Genomic DNA, 23,828 nt, shown 5'->3' with positions numbered 1-23,828 from the left:
TTTGTTTATTTTCATATAACAGGAAAAAGCCCATCCCCGCATAACGGTCATGAGCTTCCCTATCTGACTATTTAATGTAAATGCTGCTGCGAAATATCATGGAGGGCTTCACCAGCTTCATCCGCAAAAATGTCGCGCACAGCCAGATCTCCAATCGACACTACGCCCACCAGCTTCTGGTCACGTGTCACCGCCAGCCTGCGAATTTGCCAGCCAGCCATTAACTCTGCAGCCTCATCTACTGAAGTATTCTCCGAGACGGCCTGAATCTCTTTACTCATTACAGTTTCCACTGAGGTTGAACCAGGATGTTTAGCCGCATAACCTCTAATCACGAGATCGCGGTCAGTAATTACACCGAGCAGTGTCTTATGTTCTTCATTATCAACAACAGGTATAAATCCAGTGTCATAATCTCGCATTTTCACGGCAACTTCATACACATTATCTTGCAGCGTAACCGTTGCAGGCTCCTTCGTCATAACCTCTTTCACTGTCTTCAAGAATGAACCCTCCTAATCATGGTCTCATGTTATGGGAATAGGTTCTCCTCTATGAAACGAAATTATACGATTGTGTTCTCACGCATACAGGAATTCGCCATAGCAATGAGCAGCTTCATTCCGTGCAGCATGGCATCTTCGTCAAAATCAAATTTGCTATGATGATGTGGATAGTCAGCCTCTTTATCCGGATTTCCGGCACCCACAAACATAAAGCAGCCTGGAATCTCCTTAACATAATAGGCAAAATCCTCAGCTGGCATCAGCTTTTCCATCCGAATCACTTCAACAGATTCTCCTAAAGCCGCTGGAGCCACCTCGAAAAACCGCTGCACTTCACCATCGTGATTTACGAGGGGAGGATATCCCATAACGTAATCTATCTTAGCTTCTGCCCCGTAAGCGCTGGCAATAGAAACGGTCATTTCTTCGATTCGCTGGCGTATCAAATGCCGTGTCTCCTCGTCGAATGCCCGCACTGTCCCTGTGATCCGGCATTGCTCGGCAATGACATTTTGGGCGAATCCCCCTTGAATGGTTCCGACACTGAGTACAGCAGGCTCCAGCGGGTTCACAGAGCGGCTGACAATGCTCTGGAGCTGGGTCACCAGCGCCGCTCCCGCCACGATGCTATCAATGGTACGGTTCGGCATGCCGCCGTGTCCGCCTTTGCCAATGATATCTATAAAGAACTCGTCCGCAGACGCCATCAACGGTCCCGGAGCACTCCCTACAGTTCCCATAGGCAATGGAGTCCACAGATGCAGACCATACACCGCATCCGCTCCTTCTAACATGCCTTCGGCAATCATTCCCTGCGCCCCTCCTGGGCATACTTCCTCTGCGGGCTGAAAAAGAAAACGCAGCTCGCCTTCCAGCTCCTCAAGCCGGCTGCTGTAGTAAGAGGCTACACCGAGCAGTATGGAAGTGTGGCCATCATGTCCACAGGCATGCATTACCCCTTCATTTTGCGAAACGTAATCCTTCTTGTTCTCCTCTTTAATAGGTAGGGCGTCCATATCCGCACGAAGAACAACGGTTTTCCCCGGCCGCTTTCCCCGTAGTATGCCAAGCACACCATACCCTGTCCCGCTTCTTCTGACTTCAATTCCGAATTTGGCTAACTTATCTGCTATAAATGCTGACGTTTCCTTTTCAAGAAAAGACAACTCCGGATGACGATGCAAATGGCGTCTCCATTCTACGATCTCCGGCATGAGCGAGTCAACCGCTAAGCTCTTCATAAGTTCTCCATCCCCTTCTCGATAAACCCGCATCCATAGCAAGCGATAGCAGTCCTGTTCACTTTGTTCCAGCCGCGAACGACTATAATTCTTTTATTGTAGCAGAAACGCAAAAAACTGGGTATTGTTAGGCACTGCCTACTCTTGCACAACCTTTAGAAACATACTATCATGAGGTAGAACATCAGCAATCGGATCAGAAATTCATCATTATACTTCATAAGGGGGATATGCGTGCTATGATTTTTGAGAACACGGGCCTCGTAGGATTGAAGAGTGATCTTCTCTATCTGGACGAGAGTGCCACAAAAGCTGGCTTCATCCGCTGGCAATGGGAATACTATCGTGCCACTTACGACTGCAAAATTGAAGACCCACAGGATGGTGGCGAATACTTCCTACGCATTAACACTCGCGCTGTCGAGGGAAAGCTAGAGAAGTCTGATGCCGTACTTGCAATTGAAGCCGTATACTTAGGAAAAGCAACCTTCCCTCATGGCCTGGAATATGAATCTCCGGTGCCAAAACCAGTATTGGACACTGCTGCTAAGCGGATTCTTGAATTAAAGCAGCTGTTAGAGGCTTGAGTAACAGAAAGGGAACGACGAAACAAAATGTCAGCCTGCCCAAAAGAGGAACACCCGATTTCCAACTACTTATCTTAACACTACTACTTGTGGGTTTCGGTCTAGTCATGGTCTTCAGTGCTAGCTCAAGCTTAACCTTAGCAAGCTCGAAGTTCGGTAATGACCCTCTATATTTCATTAAACGCCAAGTGATCTGGATCGTACTCGGAACCGTTGTTATGTTTATAGCTATGAACATTCACTACAGTAAGTTTAAGAAGTGGTATGTACCTATTTTTATCATCACCGTTATACTTCTGCTCGTGGTAGCCTTCTCTGAAAAAATTAATGGTGCCAAGAGCTGGCTTAGTATCGGAAAACTTGGAATTCAACCCACCGAATTAGCCAAAATATCGATTATCCTGTATATCTCAGCACTCATCACCAAAAAAGGTGAACGGTTTAGAGATTTCCGTACAGGATATATCCCTGTAATGGTCATCGTGGGTATTGTTGCCGGACTTATAATGATGCAGCCGGATTTAGGTTCTTGCCTCATTCTCGTAGCTACCAGCGGACTTGTTATTTATGCCGGCGGTGCCAGCATGAAGCATATTCTGGGCTCTATAGCACTGCTAGTGCTGGGTGTAGGACTAGTTGTAGGCGCCAAAGCAGCGATTGATTCCTTATCTCCATCCGATAAAGCCACTGACACTCAGGATTATAGAAAAGGTCGTATCGTTGCCTTTTTAGATCCTTATCAGGTTGCTGAGGGTGATGGTTATAACATTATTCAATCCTTAACCGCTCTTGGCCAAGGTGGAGTAAGTGGTTCCGGCTTCGGCAAAAGCATTCAAAAGCTGGACTATCTAAAATACCCTTATACGGACTTTATCTTCCCCGTAATTGGTGAAGAGTTCGGCTTTCTTGGGACCTCCATATTTTTGATGTTATATCTGTATTTTATCTGGCGAGGTATTCTAATCGCTTTAAGGTGTAAGGATCCCTTTGGTACGCTCGTCGGAATTGGGATTATGGGCCTCATAGCCATTCAGGCCTTTGTCAATATCGGCGGTGTAACCAATACAATCCCTCTTACCGGCGTTACCTTGCCGTTTATCAGCTACGGGGGCTCTTCACTCCTTGTCAGCATGCTGTGCATGGGAATTATGCTAAGCATCTCAAGAGAAACCAACCTTCCTGCCAAAGAGGAAGTAACGAAATCTGTAACAACGGTTAGACAGGTTCGTTCCCGGTAAGCTTTATAAAGCCGGAGGTTAGGGAATTTACACATAAAAAAGCAGCCCAGGGAATTAACCTTGGACTGCTTTTTTGTGTTCAAGTTTTTTAAGAGATTTCATCATTCTTGAAAGCTACGCCTTCAACTTTGACATTTACCTCAACAATATGAAGTCCAGTCATGCTCTCCACAGCTTCACGTACGTTCTGCTGAAGCATCCGGCACACTTCGTGGATCGGTGTTTCATAGAGAACGATAATTCGTAGATCTACTGCTGCTTCCAGCTGTCCTACTTCAACGGTAACGCCCTTCTGAACGTTCTTACCGCTTAGACGTTTCGCCCAGCCTTCTGACAGGCCACCAGACATGGCTGCAATTCCCGGAGTCTCCAAGGCAGCCAAACCGGCAATTTTTGAGACGACGTCATTTGAAATTCGTATATTTCCCATTTCCAGTTGAAGTTGTTCTGCCATGCCATATCCCCCCTACACTCATTATCAATTATTGTAATTCCAAAACAGGCTAAAAAGCAAATCACTTTATCGCTTTCTCGTTTACACCTAGGAACAATTTGGGTATATTGATTATGAATTCAATCTAAATACATAGATAGGAGTGTCCTTTACCTTGAAAAAATGGATTTCACCATCACTGATGGGTATCGCCTTTATCCTTAGTGCGATCGGCCATTATGCCGATTGGGATCATACCCTGCAGTTCATTCTCTCAGCAATCGCTGTGGTGTTTGTGGCTGGATTTCTCGGCCGGGCCACTGAAAGTGTAGCTCATTATGCCGGACAACGACTGGGCGGCTTCCTAAACGCCACCTTCGGCAATGCTGCTGAGCTAATCATTGCCTTCTTCCTGGTCAAGGAAGGATTGTTCGACATGGTCAAAGCCAGTCTTACCGGTTCTATTATCGGCAACCTGTTGCTTGTTCTAGGATTGAGTATTTTCGCCGGCGGGATGAAGTTCAAAGTTCAGAACTTCAACGTAACCCTTGCCGGAATGAATGGCTCCCTGATGATCGTTGCCGTCATTGCCTTATTTGTTCCCGCTATGTTCTTTACCACCCACTCTATTACGGAGAAGGATACCGATGTGCTCAGTTTAATCGTTGCCGGGCTGCTCATCGCTTCGTACATAGCTTGGCTAATCTTCTCCATGATCACGCATAAGAAACATCTAGAGGACGTTACAGAAGAGGGTAAAGAAGAATTAGCTCATGAACATGCCCCTGCTTGGTCCAAAAACAAATCCATCCTTTATCTCGTGCTTGCCACTGTAATGGTAGCCTTCGTGAGTGAGTGGCTGGTAGGAACGTTAGAGACTTTGACAGAACGTTTCGGATTCAGCGAGCTGTTTGTAGGTGCGTTCCTCGTAGCTATCATCGGTAATGCCGCAGAGCATAGTGCAGCCATTATGCTGGCCATGAAGAACAAAATCGGTGCAGCAGTAGAAATTGCGGTTGGAAGCAGTCTGCAAATCGCCCTGTTCGTAGCACCTGTCCTAATCTTCGCCAGTTATTTCATGGGTGATACAATGGACATAGTTTTTACGACCATCGAAATTGTCGCCATCGGTGTAGCTGTCTTTATTGCCAAATCAATTACTCAGGACGGCTCGACTAACTGGTATGAGGGTCTCTTGTTATTAACGGTCTACCTGATTTTAGGAGTCTCCTTCTATCTCGTATAATCATTATTAACCATTGTACACAACAAAAAGCGCACATGAGCGATTCGTCCTCATGTGCGCTTCTATAAATACTTAAGAAACCGATATTTATTCTTCCTTCGCTTTGTTGTTCAAAGCCTCGTAGAGTACTGCTAAGTTACGCTCCAGCTTACTTAGTACCATCTTACCAGTAATCTCTGGGACCAAACCTGCTCTAACCGCAAAATCCACTTCTCTGGAGAAACCGTACATCTGGGTATCCAGCACTTCCTCATAGAGAGGGCAGTAGCGTGTTGCCAGATTCTCCATCTGCACTTCTATAAGTTGCTGAATTTTATCGGCATCTTCTTGTAGAAGATTGATTGCTTTAAGATTATACTGTTCCTGTAATTCCGATGAAGTCATGCCTCTATCCCCCCCATGTCCAAAAGTTAAGCTGCTTTTACTATTTTACTTAATATTAGACGAAATCCGGTATCAATACAACAATTCAGTTTATACTAACCATATATTTAAAAGAACCTGCTGCGTTATCCTATCAAGTTTCATATCTACTTCTAGAAAAAACGCCCCACCGAAAACCGGTAGGACGTTTTTAGCACGACTATTACTCAGCAACAACTGTGAATTTCAAACCGTGTTTTGCAAACACTTCAGTCATTGCCTTCTTAGCTTCTTCAGCATCTGCCCCATGAACATGAAGCTCATAGCTTTGGCTGGATACCAAAGTAGTGAACAAACCAAGGATACTTTTAACATCAATGTACTTGTTGTCCGCTTGAAGAACGATTGAAGAGTTGAACTGGCCTGCCGTTTGGGCAATATCGACAATTGCCGCATTGTTACTGGACATAGAAATCCCTCCGCAACTTGATTATAAAACTTTAGTCTTTTGTTATCATTTCTTATGATACATTGAATCCGCTTACTTGTGCAAGGAGTTTTCTTGTTATTACATTTTATTTCAAGTTTTCAGGATTCAGACCTTCGAGTTCCGGCAACACAAAAATTCCATCCTTACGAATCAATACATCGTCAAAATAAATTTCACCGCCGCCATAATCGGGACGTTGGATCAACACAAGATCCCAGTGAATGGAGGAGCGGTTACCGTTATCTGTAACATCATATGCTTGTCCTGGCGTAAAGTGCAGGCTGCCTGCGATTTTTTCGTCAAAAAGAATATCATTCATCGGGTGAAGAATGTAAGGGTTAAAACCAATAGCGAATTCGCCAATATGACGTGCTCCGTCATCTGAATTCAAAATTTCGTTCAAACGGGCGGAGTCATTGCTGGTGGCTTCAACAATTTTTCCGTTCTCGAATTTGAATTTGATATTTTCAAAGGTCACTCCATTATATACTGACGGTGCATTATAGCTGATCGTTCCATTTACAGAATCGCGAACTGGGGCGCTGTAAACCTCGCCATCCGGAATATTTTTTTGCCCGGAGCATTTCTCTGCACCGATTCCTTTAATCGAGAACTTAAGATCTGTTCCAGCACTCAAAATATGTACCTTATCCGTTCTGCGCATGAGATCAGCTAAAGCATCCTGAGCCTTGTCCATCTTGGCGTAATCCAAATTACACACTTCGAAATAAAAGTCCTCAAACGCTTCAGTGCTAATATTCGCAAGCTGAGCCATGCTCGCATTCGGATAACGCAGTACTACCCACTTCGTATGCTTCACACGTTGTTCGCTATGCACTGGATGAGAGTACAACGAGTTATACAATTTCATATTTTCTTCAGGAACATCGGACAGATCGTTCACATTCTCACCTGCACGAATCCCGATATAACAATCCATTTGCTTCATCCGGTTCAAGTCAATTTCAGCCCATGTCTGAAGACTCTCACGAGTTGCGTATTTAAGCATGCTGCGCAGGACTGTACGATCTGTTAATTGTACAAAAGCATGACCACCGGCCTTGCCGATTTCCTCTACAACAGCTTTGATTAAATCTCTTTCATTGCCAATCATTTCGACGAGCACGTTCTCGCCTGGCTGGACATTTACAGAATAACCGACTAGGTTAGCTGCCAGCTTTTGAATTCTGGGATCTTTCATTGTGTATTCTTCCTTCCTCTGTCTAAAAAATAAGCAAGCTTTTCTATTGTAGCACGCCCTGTATGGAGCGCAAGACCTGTGGGATAATGTGAAAATCAACGAAAGCCTGAAAAATTCACCTGTGATACATAAGTTTCATTATCAGATTCATTCCCCGCTTCCGAATAGGTAACCTTACGATTTAAGGTGAGCTTTCTCGGCAGATTATGTTTTGTATCAACGGTTAAATGGTAGACAGTTTCAACATTAGCTTGTTTCAGCTTTTGCTGTAATTCATTATTTTTCTTCTCCCATAGCTCCACCAAAGCTTGCGTAACCGCCTGGTCGTTCTTTGTTATTTTTTCAGCAGAATCTGGTGTTTCAGGTCGAAGGTCTTGCATCTCTTTTTCCAATTCAGCAGTCAGCTGCTTTCTGGCCTCAGCAGGCGACAGCTCGATCCGCAGCACATTCGTCCCTCTGCCTGCACCCGCATCTTCAGTCACATTAGCCTCCATGGATTGCAGCTCCTCCAGCTGTTTCAACGGATTAAGCAAAGCAAGCGGATTTCCGTCCTCAGAGGAACCTTCAGTGGTCAACGCTACCCATTCCCCCTCTTTTTTCTCTAGCTGACTATGGAAAGCTTTCATAGAAGTGATGCTGCTTTTTAAATCTTTAGCGCTATTTGCTGATTTTTTTGTGGCTGAGGATTTATCAGGAAGCAGTGTATACAGATTAACCTTCTTATGGTCCTGTACTGTGCCTTCGTAAAATATCATGGATTCCGGAACGGTCTTTCCACCTTTTGTAAGCATGGTTGACCCTTTAAAAGTAACCCCATCGCTGCCCGTTATACCCGCTAACACCAAACTCAGATCTTCCTTGGCTGGTTTATCTCTAATAACGCTGCAACCGCTGTTGAACACGCAGGACAAGGTAAAAATCATAAGAACTAACCCCTTCAGTAATAATGACTTTCTCACGGTCATCAGGCCTTTCTTGGAGTATTTTACTTTACAGCCCACTATAGGGTTCTCCTTTCCTGCGCGCCTTATACAGATGCAAATACGTTGCTGTAATCGGTTTCCATACATTGCTCTAACTTATGCGCGTTCGTCGCTTGCTTCTGAATGTCAATACATACCACCTTCAGACTCACGAAGTTACCGCTGCCAGTCGCCGCACCGTTGAAGCTTTCGGACACAGCTGACCTTAATTACAGTATTTTGCGATATTTCGTATGCCAACGGACTCCAGCGCAGCTATTGACCTTAAAAACGCACAAAATGAGTCCTTTTCCAAGCAATAGCGTCTCTGGAGTCCGAAACCTTGCTTAAAAAGCTAAAATCATGCTAATAACGTCATCTGGGTCCGAAAGCATCGCAGCGGCATGTATGATACACAGTCGAAGCGCCAGCCAACTATCAAAAACAATGACCATCGACTCTCCAATAACGGGAGAACCGCTGTTCAAATGCCAATGCGCGAATATGACCGTTGCCAGTCACCACGTCGTTATCTCTATCGGACACAACTGACCCCTAACGCAGCATTTCCCGATATTTCCCATACCAACGGACACCAGCGCAGCTATTGACCTTAAAAACGCACAAAATGAGTCTTTTTCCAAGCAATAGCGTCTCTGGTGTCCGAAACCTTACTTAAAAAGCTAAAATCATGCCAATAACGTCATCTGGGTCCGTAGACCTCGCAGCGGCATGTATGATACACAATCGAAGCAGCGAGCCAACTATCAAAACAATGACCAGCGACTTTCCAATTACGGGAGAACTGCTGGTCAAATGCCGATGTACGAATATTACCGATGCCAGTTACCGCACCGTTGTCTCTAACGGACACAGCTGACCCTTAACGCAGCATTTCCCGATATTTCCCATACCATCGGACTCCAGCGCAGCTATTGACCTTAAAAACGCACAAAATGAGTCTTTTTCCAAGCTATAGCGTCTCTGGAGTCCGAAACCTTGCTGAAAAAGCTAAAATCATGCCAATAACGTCATCTGGGTCCGTAGACCTCGCAGCATGATGGATACACAGTCGAAGCGCCAGCCAACTATCAAAAACAATGACCAGCGACTTTCCAATTACGGGAGAACTGCTAGTCACGTGCCGATGCGCGAATATGACCGTTGCAGTCGCCACGCCGTTATCTCTATCGGACACAGCTGGCCCTTAACGCAGCATTTCCCGATATTTCCCATACCAACGGACTCCAGCGCAGCTATTGACCTTAAAAACGCACAAAATGAGTCTTTTTCCAAGCAATAGCGTCTCTGGAGTCCGAAAACATGCCCCAAAGGCAAAATACACGCCAATAACGTCAGCTGAGTCCGCAAGCCTCGCAGCATGATGGATACACAGTCGAAGCAACCAACCATCTGCCAAAACAAAAAGCAGCGACTCTCCAAATACGGGAGAACCGCTGCTCTGCTATCTTTTTTTTACTTATGAGGCAATCCCTTCACACCGCTGCCATTCTCTTTAGTGTCAACGATCACCTGGTTACGCCCATTGTTCTTAGCTTTATACAGTGCCATATCCGCTCGATAGAACAGGGATTCGACGCTTACACGTTCGTCCATCCAGCTCCATTCTGCTATACCGCAGGACACTGTTACATTAGGTTCGGTCTCATTCATCACTCGCTTACGAATACGTTCAGCCACATTTACTGCCTGTTCTACTCCCATTAATGGTAAATAGACCGACAGTTCTTCTCCACCCCACCTCGCAGCAATATCCCCTTGACGGATGGAGGACTTCACAATTTCACTGACCTCTTTTAAGATCTTGTCGCCCTTTTGATGACCATAGGTATCATTCACCATCTTGAACTGATCGATATCCACAACGATTAAGCAACCGCAAAAATCTGTAGACTGCCGTTCCTTTATTTCTTCGTCCAGATAATGACGAGCATAAAGTCCAGTTAGGCTATCTCTGTTCGCTAATCGTCTAACTTCGGCATGCAGCCTTGCGTTCCCTACAGCTAGTCCAATATGCCCCGCCATCGCTTGAAGCAATCTGTAATTGTCATAAGAAAAATAATGGGCATCGCGATGGGCCAACATGATGGCACCACGCACTTCACCACCTACACTTAAAGGTGTGGCAATCAGCGACTGCGACCCGGTAGCATTCATTAAACGAGAAGTAGTATTAGGATTATCTATGTAGTTAGACATGATTAATGATTCCCCAGTAGTATAGACCTTCCCGCCTAAACCTTGTCCTACTTCTAAAATTTCATTTTGCAAGGAGGAATGATTGCAAGCAATAACCTCTAGCCCGCCCTTTTCTTCGTTCATATGTAAAATACAGCAGTAGTCTGCACCAAACATCTCCAACAGCTCTTCAAACGCAAATTGAAAAATATCCCCTAAACGCAAGCTTTGATTCAGCCGTTGTGTAAGTTCGTTACTCATACGCAGCTCACGAATGAGCTGATTGGAGCGTTCATACAGCTTGGCATTCTCAAAAGCAGTACCTGCGGTATCCGCCACCATCGAGAGAAACCGTAAATCTACATCCATAAAGATCGAGTTATCCATCACCATGTGGAATACGCCATAAACCCCTTGCTTCCCGCCTAGCGGAAGACCAATCTCTACAATGTGTTGATCTTCGGTGTTGGTGTTCAGAGCAACACGGCCGTCTTTAAATGCTCTAGCACAGACATCATCACTGGACATCTGAAACGGTAAAGGTTTGACCTGCGGATGAGTGCTGCGGTGATCTTGCGACATAAACAGCTCAAGCCTGGCACCAGGGTACATTGCAGAAATGCTATCTATAACCTCCGTAAGCACAGCGTTCACATCAATATTGTCATGCATCCGCTGAACGATCTGAAATAACAAGGAGCGGCGATTGCTCTCACGTTCAGCATGTTGATGAACACTCGCAAGATCAGTTACAAAAATATGTTCAAACTTATGATAGAATATGGTCCGGTACTGCAAAGATATAGCCTCAGCAGTATCTCGTCCACCCATTAAATATTGTTGTGTCGGCATAGCACAGCCTAGGAAGGCAAAAATTTCTTTGTCAACGCGAGTGATGAGCGGTATAGTAAAAAAGCTCATAGCCTGACCCTGCACCGTAAGTTGAACAGAGGAGGTTGCGCCAGAAAGTAAACTAGCTGCAGCCGCTTGCTCCCATTGGTGCCTCCATCGTTCTTGCTGATCGGCAATATTAGCAAAATATCTGCCTTCAAAATTCAGCACACACCAATCCCATGATTTAGCGAATGGTAGAGCCTCTAGCCCATCGATCCATTCCTCGAAGCTGTCTGCAATCAGATTGGCCAAATATGGGAAGTCATGGGACACTATTTCCGTTTCCCTAAGCCAGGCGGTGGGATCTTCGGAATCTCTACTAGTGTGCAATTTGTCCTGTATCAGCATACGACTGTCTTGAGAAGCGTATGCTTTCTGTTCTGACATAACGAAGATCCCCTTTGCTTCTCATTTAAGAAAAAAAACCTTCCCAATTAACATCTAATTAACTATATTTTACTCCCTTTCTTTGTGTATTGCATTATATTTTCCTTATTTCCGGGATTTTTTTTAGGACCAAAGAACTAACGACAAAGAATGACAAAAACTCTTTTAATATGCGCTTGACTTTATATGCTACTTTCATATAATATTTATTGTTGAACAAGACTGTAACAAGTCTTACTTGGGCGTAACGTTGTGTCACCCTCACGCATTTCGTTACTGCCAGGGCAGCGGCTGAACTTCCCTGGTAGTGTGAAAGCCAATAATGCTAATCACGGATACGAAATGCGGCGCAAATAGAGCCCTAACCTGAAATTTCAAATATAAAGGAGTCTACTATAACATGGCACGTTACACCGGACCTAAATTCAAACTCAGCCGCCGTCTGGGCATTTCCCTTAGCGGTACAGGCAAAGACCTGAAACGCCCTTTCCCACCAGGACAACACGGCGCTAACCAACGCAGAAAAGTAAGTAACTACGGAATGCAGCTTTTGGAAAAACAAAAACTGCGTCACATGTACGGCTTGGGAGAGAAACAATTCCGTACTCTCTTCGCTAAAGCACAAAAACTTCCAGGTCTTGCGGGCGAAAACTTCATGTTCTTGCTTGAAAGCCGCTTGGACAACCTAGTTTACCGTCTTGGATTTGCTAACTCCCGTGCTGGAGCACGTCAGTTGGTATCCCACGGACACGTAACTGTAAACGGCAAAAAAGTCGACATCGCTTCTTACCGTGTAAGCTTGGGCGACGTTATCGGTCTTCGCGAGAAGAGCCAAGGCATGGCTTCCATTAAAGAAGCTCTTGCTAACCGTAACCACCTTCCAGCTTACCTGGAATATGCTGAAGGATCTTTCGAAGGTAAATATATTCGTTTGCCAGAACGTTCCGAGCTTTCCCAGGATATCGATGAGAAACAAATCGTCGAGTTCTACAACCGTTAATATCTCGCTTTTAGCGGGTATGACCGAAGCCTCCGGATTAATCCGGGGGCTTTTTGTTATGTCAATATCCTAAATTCCATGCCGTTTGTAAAAGGTTATGCTTCCGCAAATCATACCCTAAATTACTTTATTTATAATTTTTGCACAAAAGTCGAATCTTAAGTCCATGAGAATCAGGTAGAAGCGCATTCAAAAACGCCAATTTATGCTATAATAATTCCGTTAAAAGGAGGAATTATCGTCGATGGCTCAAGAGAACAAGAAAAAAAACGCTAAGAAGCCTTCACCCCGCAGATCCGCCCTAAGCAGGTTCGGTTCTGTAGTTAAGTGGATGTTTATTCTTGGAATAATAGGCGTTCTATTTGCCGGTGGTGCTGTAGCAGGCTATGTCGCTTCCATTGTGAAGGATGAACCTGTTCGCTCCGAAGAAATGATTCAGCAGCAGGTCAGTCAAAATGCGATCACCGGATTCGCTTATTTCCGAGACGGCGCACCGATCGGCCAGCTTCGGACAGAAGAAGACCGAAGGCTCATTGAATTCAACGATATCCCCCAGCTTATTATCGATGCAGTTCTCGCTATAGAGGACAATAATTTTAATGAGCATAATGGCGTGGATTTCAAAGGCACCTTGCGTGCCGTCAAACAAAAGCTTCTCAATGAATCCGTTCAGACCGGAGGTAGTACACTCACCCAGCAGCTCGCAAGACGTGTATTCCTGAATCTGGATCGGACAGAAGATCGCAAAGTAAAAGAAATTCTACTTTCTCTTAGATTGGAACGCTTCTTGACCAAACAAGAAATATTAACGGCTTATCTGAATAAGGTTCCTTTCGGCAATGGCTCGAATGGCTACAATGTATTCGGAATTAAAGCAGCAGCCAAAGGGATATTCGGTCTAGACGATCTGGACAAATTGAATGTGGCTCAAGCAGCTTATTTGGCTGGTCTTCCGCAGCTCCCTTCCACTTATTCTGCATTTAATGGCATAGGTGAATTCAACGAAAAAGCTTTCAACAGAGCTATGGACCGTCAACATCTTGTACTTCGTCGTATGCTTGAAGAGAATAAGATTACTACCTCTCAATATGATGAAGCCCTTCAATTTGATATCAAGAGTTCTCTGGCGCCGCACACCAAAAAAGCCTATGCTACCTATCCATATCTGATGATGGAGACTGAGCGTAAAGCATCCGAGATCCTTCTATCATTGAATGAAGAGAAAAATGGCACAACGGATGCCAATAGCACTACTGACAATGCCGTGTTACTTGAGGAAGCAAGACAGCAGCTCATGACCGGCGGTTATCGAGTCTACACAACCATTGATAAAAAAGTTTACAATGCAATGCATAGTGTCTCAGAAGACAGCAATAATTTTACTAAAGACAGCAAAACCAAAGGTATGGAACAAACGGCTGGCATGTTAATCGACAACAAAAGCGGAGCCATTCTCGGCATGATTGAGGGTCGCGACTTCAATATTGAGCAGATGAATTATGCTACCCAAATGATCCGTCAGCCCGGATCGACTATGAAGCCAATTTCAGCTTATTTACCAGCCTTAGATGCAGGGCTGATTCAGCCTGCCGGGATTGTGGATGACGCGCCAATTATTCTAAAAGACGGCGGAAAAGGATTCCACATTCCTAAGAATGCCAACAATCGCTATCAAGGTCTGGTCACTGCCCGTTACGCACTTAACAAATCGCTCAACTTGCCTGCGCTTAAGCTGTTTAATGAAAAGGTCGGAATAGAGAAATCTTGGGCCTTTACTAAAAAGCTGGGGATCACCACCCTCACAGATGATGATTACAGCGCGCAGACTGGGGTTATAGGCGGTCTGAAATACGGAGTATCCGTAGAAGAGTTAACCAATGCCTATTCCGCTATCGGTAACCAAGGAGCTTTTAATGATGCCTACATGATTGAGAAAATCGTCAATTCAGAGGGCAAAATTATCTATCAGCACAAGGTTAATCCTGAGCAAGTATTCTCTAAGCAAACAGCTTACCTAATGACAGATATGCTGCGAACTGTAATTACAGAGGGTACAGCCAGCACCGTAAAAAGAGAATATAAACACTCTAAAGAAATTCCGATTGTCGGTAAGACTGGATCTACCCAGAATTATGGAGACGTATGGTTTATGGGCTACACTCCTGATGTCACACTGGGAATGTGGGTCGGCTACAAAGAGCAAATCAACACTCTTACGGGAGATACACAAAAACGTCAAGCCCAAACATTATGGGCAAAAGTGTTGAATGCTGTCATTGATAAGCAGCCGGAACTATTCGTCACAGACAAATTTGCACAACCTGAGGGAATTATCAAAAAGACAGTTTCCGCATATAGCGGCAAACTGCCAACATCCCTGACTGATAAATTCACAACGGATATATTTAATACAAAATATGTGCCAAAAGAGAGCGACGACGGGATTTCCAAAGCCAAATATATTACTTACAAAGGCGTCAATTATATCCCGTTGGAAGGCACTCCAGAGGAGTTCCTAAAGGAAAAAATCGTCGTTAAACGCGAGAAGCCGATACAGGAACTAGTCAAAGAACTCCTGGCTGCCTTCCCTAAGATGAAGGATCATAAATCACTGGAGTATTATATGCCAGCCGATGCCAAGACGGATTTCCCAACAGAAGTTGATCCACGTGTGGACGATGGGGCTTCCCCTGCTGCTCCCGGAAATGTTAACGTCTCTTATAGCACTGGTAAAGCGGTCATCAGCTTCTCCGCTAGCAGCTCGGCAGATGTTGTGGGATACCGCTTATATCGTTCATTAAACGGAGGTTCTTTCCAGAAGCAATCTATACTCATGGCAGATGAGAACAAGGTATTCACACCGGGTACACCTGCAAGTGCTAATGCAACCTTTTATGTAACAGCCGTGGATGTTGCAGGTAATGAGACGGCTTCTGGCAGCGTTGCTGGAGGGATTACACCAACACCCGAAGCAACTCCTACACCTGATCAACAACCTGGTACAGAGGCGCCTACAGAGCCTGAGACGACACCAGGAGACGTTATTGAGGATCCAGGTAACATTCTCCCGCTACTACCGACGGAAACACCAGCCGGCGGAGGTAACAGTACTGGAGGCAGTAATAATACCACAGCAGGTAATAATGCAGGGACACGTTAACCCAAAGATCATTAAATAATTTCACACAGCAAAACACCGTTCCCATGAATTCATCCGGGAACGGTGTTTTTTTACAATTCATTCTAATCCTCAATCGTGGATAGATCTCCTGTCGGTAGATGCAGCTCCCATGCCTTCAGTACACGCCGCATGATTTTACCTGATCGTGTCTTCGGAAGTTTATCCTTAAACTCGATTTCCCGCGGGGCAGCATGTGCAGACAGACCCGCTTTGACAAAAGCGGCGATCTCCTCTTTCAAGGCAGCAGTTGGAGTATAACCTTCTCTAAGCGAGATAAAAGCCTTAATAATCTCCCCCCGCACAAGATCCGGTTTGCCGATTACACCCGCTTCTGCCACTGCCGGATGCTCCACTAATTTGCTCTCCACTTCAAATGGACCAATACGCTCACCAGAAGAGTTGATGACATCATCAATTCGTCCCTGAAACCAGAAGTATCCTTCGTCATCCATATAAGCTGAATCGCCAGAAATGTACCAGCCAGGAATCCGGAAATATTCCTCATACTTCGTCTGATTGTTCCATATCGTTTTCATCATGGATGGCCATGGAGTTTTTATAGCAAGATTCCCCATAGAAAAAGGCGGGAGAACATTTCCCTGGTCATCCAGAATCGCTGCTTCAATCCCCGGTAACGGACGGCCCATCGAGCCTGGTTTGATATCCATTGACGGATAATTACAAATCAATTGTGCCCCTGTTTCAGTCATCCACCAAGTATCATGAATACGCTGATTGTAAAATTTATCTCCCCAACGTACTACTTCCGGATTTAACGGTTCACCAACCGATAGAACATGGCGCAAACTGCTTAAATCAATCCCCTGTAAAGAGTGCTCCCCTGCACCCATCAACATACGAAAAGCTGTAGGTGCGCTGTACCATACAGATACCTTATTCCGTTCGATTGTCTTATACCAATCCTGAGGACTAAAGCGGCCGCCTCTGACTACATTGGTCACCCCGTTTAACCAAGGGGCAAATATGCCGTATGAAGTTCCGGTCACCCAGCCAGGATCTGCCGTACACCAGTATATATCGTCTTGACGTAGATCTAGCACTACTCTACCTGTATAATAATGTTGAATCATTGCTCTATGCACATGATAAACGCCTTTTGGCTTACCTGTAGAACCAGAAGTATAATGCATAATAAGGCCATCGTCCAAATCAAGCCATTCTAAATTAAGATCAGCAGAAACGTTAGCCATCTCTTCTGCGAATCCTAAGTTTCCTTGCTCAATATCAGTTGCTCCACCTACTAGAAAAATATGACGCAGCTCAGGAAGCTCTTCTCGCGTGACCCGATGCAGCAATTCTGGCGTAGTTACTAGCGCAACAGCCCCACTATCCTCCAAACGATCCTTAACTGCTGTTTCCATAAAGGCTTCAAATAAGGGTCCTGCTATGGCTCCGATTTTGAGAATACCTAGCAGACTGAAATACAGTTCCGGTTGGCGAGGCATAAAAATAAATACCCTATCTCCTTTACCGATGCCATATTTACGCAATACATTTCCGAACCGGTTCGACCGCTCCTGCAGATCGGCAAATGTATAGGATTCTTCCCGTACAGTGTCACTGTAGAGTAGGGCCGTTGCCGCTCCCCGCCCTTCATCCACATGGCGATCAACGGCTTCATAGGCCATATTAACCTTGCCGGTTTCATACCATGAGAAATTACGTTCAACATCCTCCCACTCAAAATTGGCTACTGCCTCCGCATAATCAGACATATTGGAGCTCTGCACACGACCCGGCAAAATTTCGCTATGGACTTGACCCATCACTCTTGCCTCCCTCACTCGTTTGATTTAAGCTTTAAGGGTAAGACTCATGTTTTAAATAATGATGTCAATGCAATGAATGTGAATTTTTTATGTCTGAATTAGTATACCATAGCAAACGTTTACATACCATTTTTTTGATCTGAAAGGAGCACTGTCATGGAGCATCGCAAAATCCCTATTTCCCATACTCTCTCCTATATGGGTAGAACGATAACTGTGAGCGGACCCCGATCTCCCGAGGACCTTGAAGTCCTGCATATGCATCAGGACCTTGATGCTTTCCGCAGGCCATTAGAGCAACAAGAGGCGCTCGTAGAGATCGCCAGCTTGCCAGAGGGCCGTGTAATTACCGCAGTAGAGAATGACGTTATAGTAGGCTATGTGACCTTCCATTATCCAGATGAAATGGAGTTATGGTCACAGGGTGGTATGGAGGATCTTATTGAGCTTGGAGCGATAGAGGTGAGTAATGATTATAGAGGGGCCGGACTAGGCCGGCTGCTGGTTTCTACTGCTTTTGAGCGGGAGCAATTGGAGAATTGTATTGTTTTTACAACAGAGTATTACTGGCACTGGGATTTAAAAGGCAGTGGGCTGGACGTATGGGCCTATCGCCAGATGATGGAACGGCTGATGAAAACCGTAAATATGGTTTGGTATGCTACGGATGATCCAGAAATTTGTTCACATCCCGCTAACTGCCTAATGGTTCGCATTGGACAAGAGGTGCCCATGTCCTCCCAGGAGACCTTTGACAGAGTACGTTTTAGACAACGCTTCATGTATTGAGCATTAAATATGCTGCAGCATAAATTCTAATATGGAATGCGAGCGTTGTGAAGATTGTACTGTAAATTCCCTGAAATTCACCTCAGCTGATCCATCAGACTTATCTGACATGGAGCGAATGATGACAAAGGGCGTGGCGTTCATATGACAGACTTGGGCAACCGCCGCCCCTTCCATTTCCACACAAGCCCCCTCCATTTGCTCTCTTAATTCAGCTACAATCTCCGCATTAGAAATGAATTGATCACCAGATAACACCTTGCCTATCAAGTACTTTTGACCTAGCTCATTGCATGCCTTCTCAGCAAGCTGCACTAGCGCAGGGTCTGCCTGGAAGACGGAAGTCTCCTGATAAGGAATTTCGCCTCTTGCGAACCCAAGCCTCGTAGCATCCATGTCATGTTGTACACATGTAGATGATATAACAATATCTCCAATATTCAATTCAGGATGTACTGCTCCAGCAACCCCCGTAAACAGCACACGGGATACGCCAAAATTATCAATTAGAATCTGAGTCGTAACTGCTGCATTTACTTTACCCACGCCAGATTTACAGAGCACTACGGATTTTCCTAATATGTTTCCTATGTAATATTGTATACCTGCTTTAACTTTTGTCCGCTTGTCCTCCATACCCTCTAGAAGCAGCTTGATTTCTTCATCCATCGCTCCGATTAATCCGATGACTTCACTCACAGTAAATACCTCCTTTGAAGATTTATTTAGCAAATAAAAACATAAAAAGCTCCATAAGGAGCTTTTTACGGAATAACTGTTCAGTTCTTAAATTACTTATTTAGATGATTAACCGACAAGCGGAGAATCGTTTCATGAGGCAGGATAACCCGCGGATTCTCAACGGTTTCTTTCTTCATAAGCTTGGTCAAAAGTCTCATCGCAACTGCGCCCAAATCGTACATAGGCTGAGCTACGGTTGTCAGCAAAGGACGAACCATCGAAGCCATACGAATATTATCCACACTAATGATGGAGAAATCATCCGGTACCTTCAGACCTTCATCTTGAATACTGTGAATGGCACCAATAGCCATTTCATCCGTTGCCGCAAAAATAGCGGTTGGTTTCTTCTTGAGTCCAAGGAAATACTTCATTGCTTCTACACCAGATTCATAGCGGTAGTTACCGATGCGTACCAAATCCTCTTGGTACTCGATTCCTGCCTGTTCCAATGCTTTCTTGTAACCATGGAAACGTGCATATCCATTTGCAGGATCCTGCAGTGTGCCACTGATCATAGCGATCTCACGATGACCGTGACGAATCAATGTGTTCACAGCATCAAAAGCAGCGGTTTCATGATCGATGTCAACGGAAGGATAAGTTCCCTTCTCATCCCGTGTAGCACATAGAACAATCGGAACTGCAGAAGTCTGGAAAGCTTGAATATGTTCGTCAGTTACTGTACCCCCCATGAAGAGCAGACCATCGACCTGTTTCTCCAAAAGGGTATTAATGACACGAATTTCTTTCTCTTTACGCTTATCCGCGTTACACAATATGATATTGTAATGATACATGTTCGCGATATCTTCAATCCCGCGTGCAATTTCTGCAAAAATCGAGTTTGAAATATCAGGGATGACAACCCCAACGGTTGTCGTTTTCTTACTGGCAAGACCTCTTGCCACGGCATTGGGACGATATCCCAAACGTTCAATCGCTTCAAAAACTTTCTTCCGGGTCTGCGGTTTCACGTTAGGGTTATTATTCACAACCCGTGATACCGTAGCCATAGATACGCCTGCTTCTCGAGCTACATCGTAAATGGTTACCGTCAAATTACTCTCTCCATTGCGATAAATTTTATCGTTCGACTAATTAAAAATATGATACGACACTTTGTACATTTGTGCAATGATAACGCTTCATTTTCCTTTCAAAATTTCTTTCAAGGCTGAAAACGTCACCCTGGATTAAAATTGTGACCAGTGCTGGTTAACCTGTCCAAGAGCATCAATAATGTAACTTCTATCTATCGTAACAAAAAGTGAGTGAAAAATCCAACATTCCGTGAAAAATTTTCATTATTTTCACACAATTTTTTTATAATCTTCATTTTCAGCCATTTGGAAGGTTAATTGAGACAATCTTCGACTAGTTTCTTCCATCCAATGCTGGTCTGACAGCTTCTCAGCTAAACGATAGATATCGAGAAGCATATCGACTCGGCTCTGAATCCTCTCTCGGATTATCGTCTCTAGTTCTGATATTCCCCCTATTATAGTTTCTGACAAGGATTCTTTTAATACACTGGCCAATTCATTTCTCTCCGTAAACAAAAAATCTTTTCCCGGATCCTCTCCACTGAGTTCTTTTACTAATTTGCCTAGATCTGCTTTAATAAACTGCAAAGGTTCATAACTAGCGCATTCTGGGCAGGTGTAGACAGGAACATAAGTAATCTTCATCTTCGTATTAAAAATCAAAGAATGCATATGTAAGTTCATGAGGCCACCACAACTGCACAACTTCTCCATCAAATTATCTTTATACATCTTCTACACCTCTTGCACAAAATTAATAAAGCACAAAGTTTGACTTTTTCAACTTCTATATTCGACTCTACTCGATTAAAACCCTCCTTTATTGCATATAATGATTAAATTGGCAATTTGTCTATAATTTACATCCCTAAAGATGACTTCATATTTTAAATTTGATAGAATAATGAAAGAATCATGGGAATCGAAAGGAGCTTAACTAAATGAGACTAGCCGGTAAAAAGGTCATAGCACTCGTAGACGATGAATTTGAAGATTTGGAGCTCTGGTATCCCGTGTATCGGGTGAGAGAAGAAGGTGCCGAGGTTCACTTGGCAGGTCTGGAAAAAGATAAGACGTACATCGGTAAATATGGCGTACCTGCTAAAGCAGAATACTCCTGGGACGAGCTTAATGCCGCAGATTATGATGGGATTTTGGTTCCAGGCGGCTGGGCTCCTGATAAAATCCGTAGATACAGTGCCGTTCTAAAGCTCGTACAGGATTTTAATGCGGCTAAAAAACCGATTGGGCAGATCTGCCATGCAGGCTGGGTATTAATTTCCGCTAAAATTCTGGAAGGTGTAACCGTCACCTCCACGCCAGGCATCCGTGATGACATGGAGAATGCCGGAGCCATCTGGAAGGATGAAGCTGTGGTTACAGATGGACATATCATTTCTGCTCGCCGCCCGCCAGATCTTCCGCCATACGGGAAAGCCTTTTGCGATGCACTCGCTGGGGAATAAAACAGTAGGTATATAGTTTAAAATCAAACAAGCCCTGTTTCTCACAATTTGAGGAACAGGGCTTTTGATTTGAGGTTTTAAAATCCAGATGGTTATCTAATCCGCATGGAATCCGTCTCCATGATCATATTTGGATAATTTGTAAACCTAAAAGTCAAAGGTTGAGGCAGCTTTTTGTTGCCTACGTTAAGATAATAAGTTATTGTAGTTCCCTTAGCGTCCTCACGGTATTCTCTATATCTAGAATAACCCTCAGAATCATGTACAAGCCAATGTCCGCTTCCAGCGCTATCCACAAAATTATCGTCTATCCCAAAACCGGTTGCTTCATGCAACTCCTCAACTTTTTTGGGAATCAATAAATCCAATAATATAATCCCCTTCTCCTCATCCGCGGTCCGTTTAGAAATCGTGAGATAGTTATCCGGTGCCTTTAAAATCTGCTGTGTTTCCGTGTTAATCACTAGCTCGACCTCTGACTGATCTAGAGCAGAGATTCCCTCAACTTCAAGTTTGATTGGATCATCAGGTCTCATATTGTCATTGTGGTAAATATTCGAACCACTTGCCCACATTAGTTCCTCTTGATGATCCCCTTTTCCGAGGACAAGCTTAGGTGAAAGCAAACTGAAAATCCTCATCGTATTCTCTCTGCCAAAGGTTTGTCGCATATAAATACCCGTAGGCCCAATATAAACCTGGTCCATTATAATTTTCTGTCCGCCGATAGACAGACTATCCTTCAGATCAACGAGTTCTCCTTCAAAATAATTGTTATCAGCTTCCAGTGGAATTTTGACATCCATTTCTTTTATATCCTTGTTATTAAAAACTTGACCAAGAGCATCTGGAAAAAGCGATAGTGTGATATTCAACTCCTCTGGTATCTCATCCTGATATTTATCCCAGACGATTTGCTCATACATACGAGTCGTCCCAGGGGACCCAACCTCTTGTGCATTAGAAGTGCTAAACCCGCTGTATCCACTAAGGTGGTATTTATCCTCTGGAGTCTTTTTCAAAGACAAGCCAAAAAGCCGCATCTTCTGATCCGTATTGTTCTGGATTGTATAAAGCACAGCAATGCCTCTTCGGTCTGCAATGATTCCATTAACAGTCCATGTTATCCCGTCCACCTCAGGAGAAGAGATATTTACCTCCTTCATCATCCCCGCATCAAGTGCTGATTTAATCGTCAGATTATTAGCAATAACGGGTCTAAACACTTCAAGCTGACCCCAGCTTTTTGGAGGTAATTGCGCACGTACGGGATTTATCATCTGATTTGCCCAAGGCACAATTATAAGTAAGGCGAATGCCAAGACTACCAATACAACAACAGCGTACTTTTTTCTAAAAGACAAACGTGAACGGTTCCCTTGCTGCATCCCCTTGCGGATCGCGGTGTCCAGTTTTACATCCAGAATTTCTTCTGCCTCCGCATCGATTTTCTGAAAATAATCTTTAAGCAGCTTCTCTTCAGACTCAGCCATAAAATAGCTCCCCCTTCCGCTTCATTTTGTCACGCAGTTGTTTTAATCCTTTATTCAGCCATGTCTTCACTGTGCCCTCGGGTTTATCCAGCACCTCTGCAATCTCGGCAAGGGTCATATCCTTGTAATATTTGAGCACCAGCACTTGGCGATATTTGGGTTTCACTCCATCCAGCGCTTGTTCCATGTCCAGTCTGCGGTCACTTTTCATCTCCATGATCCCCTCATCACTTCGAGCAGCTTCTGCGACTGTATTCCTCTTTCGGCGCTTCAGCTCATCATTACAGCAATTAATCAAAATACGTGTTAACCATGGAGCGAAACGCTCCGCATCTTTTAAGCTTTTTCGTTTAATCCATGCACGGCAGGTGGCCTCCTGCAAAACTTCCAGCGAATCCGCTTCATTTCGCAAATAGCTGTAAGCAATGCTATAAAGTTTTCTTTTCTGTCCAGCCACTTGCTCATAAAACAGCTCTTCGTCCGTAGCAGCCATTTCCATTTCGTCATTTATAATGTGATCCATTTTCGGCCCGCCTCCCCCCTTGCCTTTATTCTTAAATCGGTTCTGTGTAACT

The 23,828-nt window shown here is 44.4% G+C and carries 22 protein-coding genes; 7 read left to right on the top strand and 15 right to left on the bottom strand.

Going from position 1 to position 23,828, the window contains the following annotated elements; genetic code table 11:
* Positions 1-71: 71 nt before the first annotated feature.
* Both MKY14_RS03195 and MKY14_RS03190 read right to left on the bottom strand, forming a co-directional pair.
* On the bottom strand, positions 72-503 hold the full coding sequence (locus MKY14_RS03195; RefSeq protein WP_076129131.1) for a CBS domain-containing protein: 432 nt from the start codon (positions 501-503) through the stop codon (positions 72-74).
* A gap of 62 nt (positions 504-565) precedes the next feature.
* A complete protein-coding gene (locus tag MKY14_RS03190; protein ID WP_340975763.1) occupies positions 566-1,747 on the bottom strand; it encodes an amidohydrolase in 1,182 nt (393 codons plus the stop codon).
* A gap of 239 nt (positions 1,748-1,986) precedes the next feature.
* Between MKY14_RS03190 and MKY14_RS03185 the strand changes: the two genes are divergently transcribed.
* A complete protein-coding gene (locus tag MKY14_RS03185) occupies positions 1,987-2,334 on the top strand; it encodes a YugN family protein (RefSeq protein WP_036686159.1) in 348 nt (115 codons plus the stop codon).
* Complete coding sequence (gene ftsW, locus MKY14_RS03180; protein WP_081388260.1) at positions 2,331-3,572, top strand: putative lipid II flippase FtsW; 1,242 nt, start codon at positions 2,331-2,333, stop codon at positions 3,570-3,572. Before MKY14_RS03185 ends, ftsW begins: the two co-directional genes overlap by 4 nt.
* Positions 3,573-3,660: 88 nt before the next feature.
* Here the strand turns inward: ftsW and MKY14_RS03175 are convergent, their stop codons facing one another.
* On the bottom strand, positions 3,661-4,026 hold the full coding sequence (locus MKY14_RS03175; protein ID WP_019911482.1) for an Asp23/Gls24 family envelope stress response protein: 366 nt from the start codon (positions 4,024-4,026) through the stop codon (positions 3,661-3,663).
* A gap of 154 nt (positions 4,027-4,180) precedes the next feature.
* Here MKY14_RS03175 and cax point away from each other — a divergent pair, with 154 nt between their 5' ends.
* Entirely contained in the window at positions 4,181-5,251 is a 1,071-nt protein-coding gene (cax, locus tag MKY14_RS03170) for a calcium/proton exchanger (RefSeq protein WP_036686157.1), read from the top strand.
* A gap of 87 nt (positions 5,252-5,338) precedes the next feature.
* On the opposite strand, the gene MKY14_RS03165 is transcribed toward cax, so the two are convergent.
* The 6 genes from MKY14_RS03165 to MKY14_RS03140 all read right to left on the bottom strand — a co-directional run bounded on the left by MKY14_RS03165 (position 5,339) and on the right by MKY14_RS03140 (position 11,747).
* Positions 5,339-5,635, bottom strand: coding sequence for a YlaN family protein (locus MKY14_RS03165; protein ID WP_036686156.1), 297 nt, complete (start codon positions 5,633-5,635; stop codon positions 5,339-5,341).
* Positions 5,636-5,837: 202 nt separating this feature from the next.
* Positions 5,838-6,083 (bottom strand): HPr family phosphocarrier protein, encoded by a 246-nt coding sequence (locus tag MKY14_RS03160; protein WP_036686154.1) that lies wholly within the window; start codon positions 6,081-6,083, stop codon positions 5,838-5,840.
* Positions 6,084-6,189: 106 nt separating this feature from the next.
* Entirely contained in the window at positions 6,190-7,305 is a 1,116-nt protein-coding gene (locus MKY14_RS03155) for an aminopeptidase (RefSeq protein WP_036686152.1), read from the bottom strand.
* A 95-nt stretch (positions 7,306-7,400) separates the two neighbouring features.
* Entirely contained in the window at positions 7,401-8,306 is a 906-nt protein-coding gene (locus MKY14_RS03150) for a hypothetical protein (protein ID WP_340012430.1), read from the bottom strand.
* A 26-nt stretch (positions 8,307-8,332) separates the two neighbouring features.
* A complete protein-coding gene (locus MKY14_RS03145) occupies positions 8,333-8,485 on the bottom strand; it encodes a hypothetical protein (protein ID WP_340975762.1) in 153 nt (50 codons plus the stop codon).
* Between the two features lie 1,258 nt (positions 8,486-9,743).
* Complete coding sequence (locus tag MKY14_RS03140; RefSeq protein ID WP_076305209.1) at positions 9,744-11,747, bottom strand: sensor domain-containing diguanylate cyclase; 2,004 nt, start codon at positions 11,745-11,747, stop codon at positions 9,744-9,746.
* Between the two features lie 400 nt (positions 11,748-12,147).
* Here MKY14_RS03140 and rpsD point away from each other — a divergent pair, with 400 nt between their 5' ends.
* Together rpsD and MKY14_RS03130 are read left to right on the top strand one after the other, a co-directional pair.
* The gene (gene rpsD / locus MKY14_RS03135) at positions 12,148-12,747 is read left to right on the top strand and encodes a 30S ribosomal protein S4 (RefSeq protein WP_036686147.1); all 600 of its coding nucleotides are present in this window, start codon (positions 12,148-12,150) and stop codon (positions 12,745-12,747) included.
* Positions 12,748-12,991: 244 nt separating this feature from the next.
* The gene (locus tag MKY14_RS03130) at positions 12,992-15,907 is read left to right on the top strand and encodes a transglycosylase domain-containing protein (RefSeq protein WP_076189866.1); all 2,916 of its coding nucleotides are present in this window, start codon (positions 12,992-12,994) and stop codon (positions 15,905-15,907) included.
* 83 nt (positions 15,908-15,990) lie between these two features.
* On the opposite strand, the gene acsA is transcribed toward MKY14_RS03130, so the two are convergent.
* Positions 15,991-17,715: an acetate--CoA ligase gene (gene acsA, locus MKY14_RS03125; protein WP_076189865.1), complete on the bottom strand. Its 1,725-nt coding sequence runs from the start codon at positions 17,713-17,715 to the stop codon at positions 15,991-15,993.
* Between the two features lie 159 nt (positions 17,716-17,874).
* On the opposite strand from acsA, the gene MKY14_RS03120 reads away from it, so the two are divergent.
* The gene (locus tag MKY14_RS03120; protein ID WP_076189864.1) at positions 17,875-18,507 is read left to right on the top strand and encodes a GNAT family N-acetyltransferase; all 633 of its coding nucleotides are present in this window, start codon (positions 17,875-17,877) and stop codon (positions 18,505-18,507) included.
* Between the two features lie 3 nt (positions 18,508-18,510).
* Here the strand turns inward: MKY14_RS03120 and MKY14_RS03115 are convergent, their stop codons facing one another.
* The 3 genes from MKY14_RS03115 to MKY14_RS03105 all read right to left on the bottom strand — a co-directional run bounded on the left by MKY14_RS03115 (position 18,511) and on the right by MKY14_RS03105 (position 21,026).
* A complete protein-coding gene (locus MKY14_RS03115) occupies positions 18,511-19,206 on the bottom strand; it encodes a 5'-methylthioadenosine/adenosylhomocysteine nucleosidase (RefSeq protein ID WP_076189863.1) in 696 nt (231 codons plus the stop codon).
* A 92-nt stretch (positions 19,207-19,298) separates the two neighbouring features.
* Positions 19,299-20,309, bottom strand: a complete 1,011-nt coding sequence (gene ccpA, locus MKY14_RS03110; RefSeq protein WP_036686140.1) for a catabolite control protein A — start codon at positions 20,307-20,309, stop codon at positions 19,299-19,301.
* A gap of 252 nt (positions 20,310-20,561) precedes the next feature.
* Positions 20,562-21,026 (bottom strand): hypothetical protein, encoded by a 465-nt coding sequence (locus tag MKY14_RS03105; protein WP_076189862.1) that lies wholly within the window; start codon positions 21,024-21,026, stop codon positions 20,562-20,564.
* Between the two features lie 209 nt (positions 21,027-21,235).
* Here MKY14_RS03105 and MKY14_RS03100 point away from each other — a divergent pair, with 209 nt between their 5' ends.
* A complete protein-coding gene (locus MKY14_RS03100; RefSeq protein ID WP_076189861.1) occupies positions 21,236-21,760 on the top strand; it encodes a type 1 glutamine amidotransferase domain-containing protein in 525 nt (174 codons plus the stop codon).
* Between the two features lie 92 nt (positions 21,761-21,852).
* Here MKY14_RS03100 and MKY14_RS03095 read toward each other — a convergent pair whose 3' ends face one another.
* The gene (locus tag MKY14_RS03095) at positions 21,853-23,253 is read right to left on the bottom strand and encodes a DUF4179 domain-containing protein (protein ID WP_076189860.1); all 1,401 of its coding nucleotides are present in this window, start codon (positions 23,251-23,253) and stop codon (positions 21,853-21,855) included.
* Complete coding sequence (locus tag MKY14_RS03090; RefSeq protein WP_094902125.1) at positions 23,246-23,776, bottom strand: sigma-70 family RNA polymerase sigma factor; 531 nt, start codon at positions 23,774-23,776, stop codon at positions 23,246-23,248. Before MKY14_RS03090 ends, MKY14_RS03095 begins: the two co-directional genes overlap by 8 nt.
* Positions 23,777-23,828 lie beyond the last annotated feature (52 nt).

The sequence above is a fragment of the Paenibacillus sp. FSL R5-0887 genome (assembly GCF_038002305.1).
Taxonomy (GTDB): Bacteria; Bacillota; Bacilli; order Paenibacillales; family Paenibacillaceae; genus Paenibacillus_AQ; species Paenibacillus_AQ odorifer.
The sequence above is the reverse complement of the archived record's forward strand: the minus strand, read 5'-3'. Positions and strand labels throughout refer to the sequence as shown.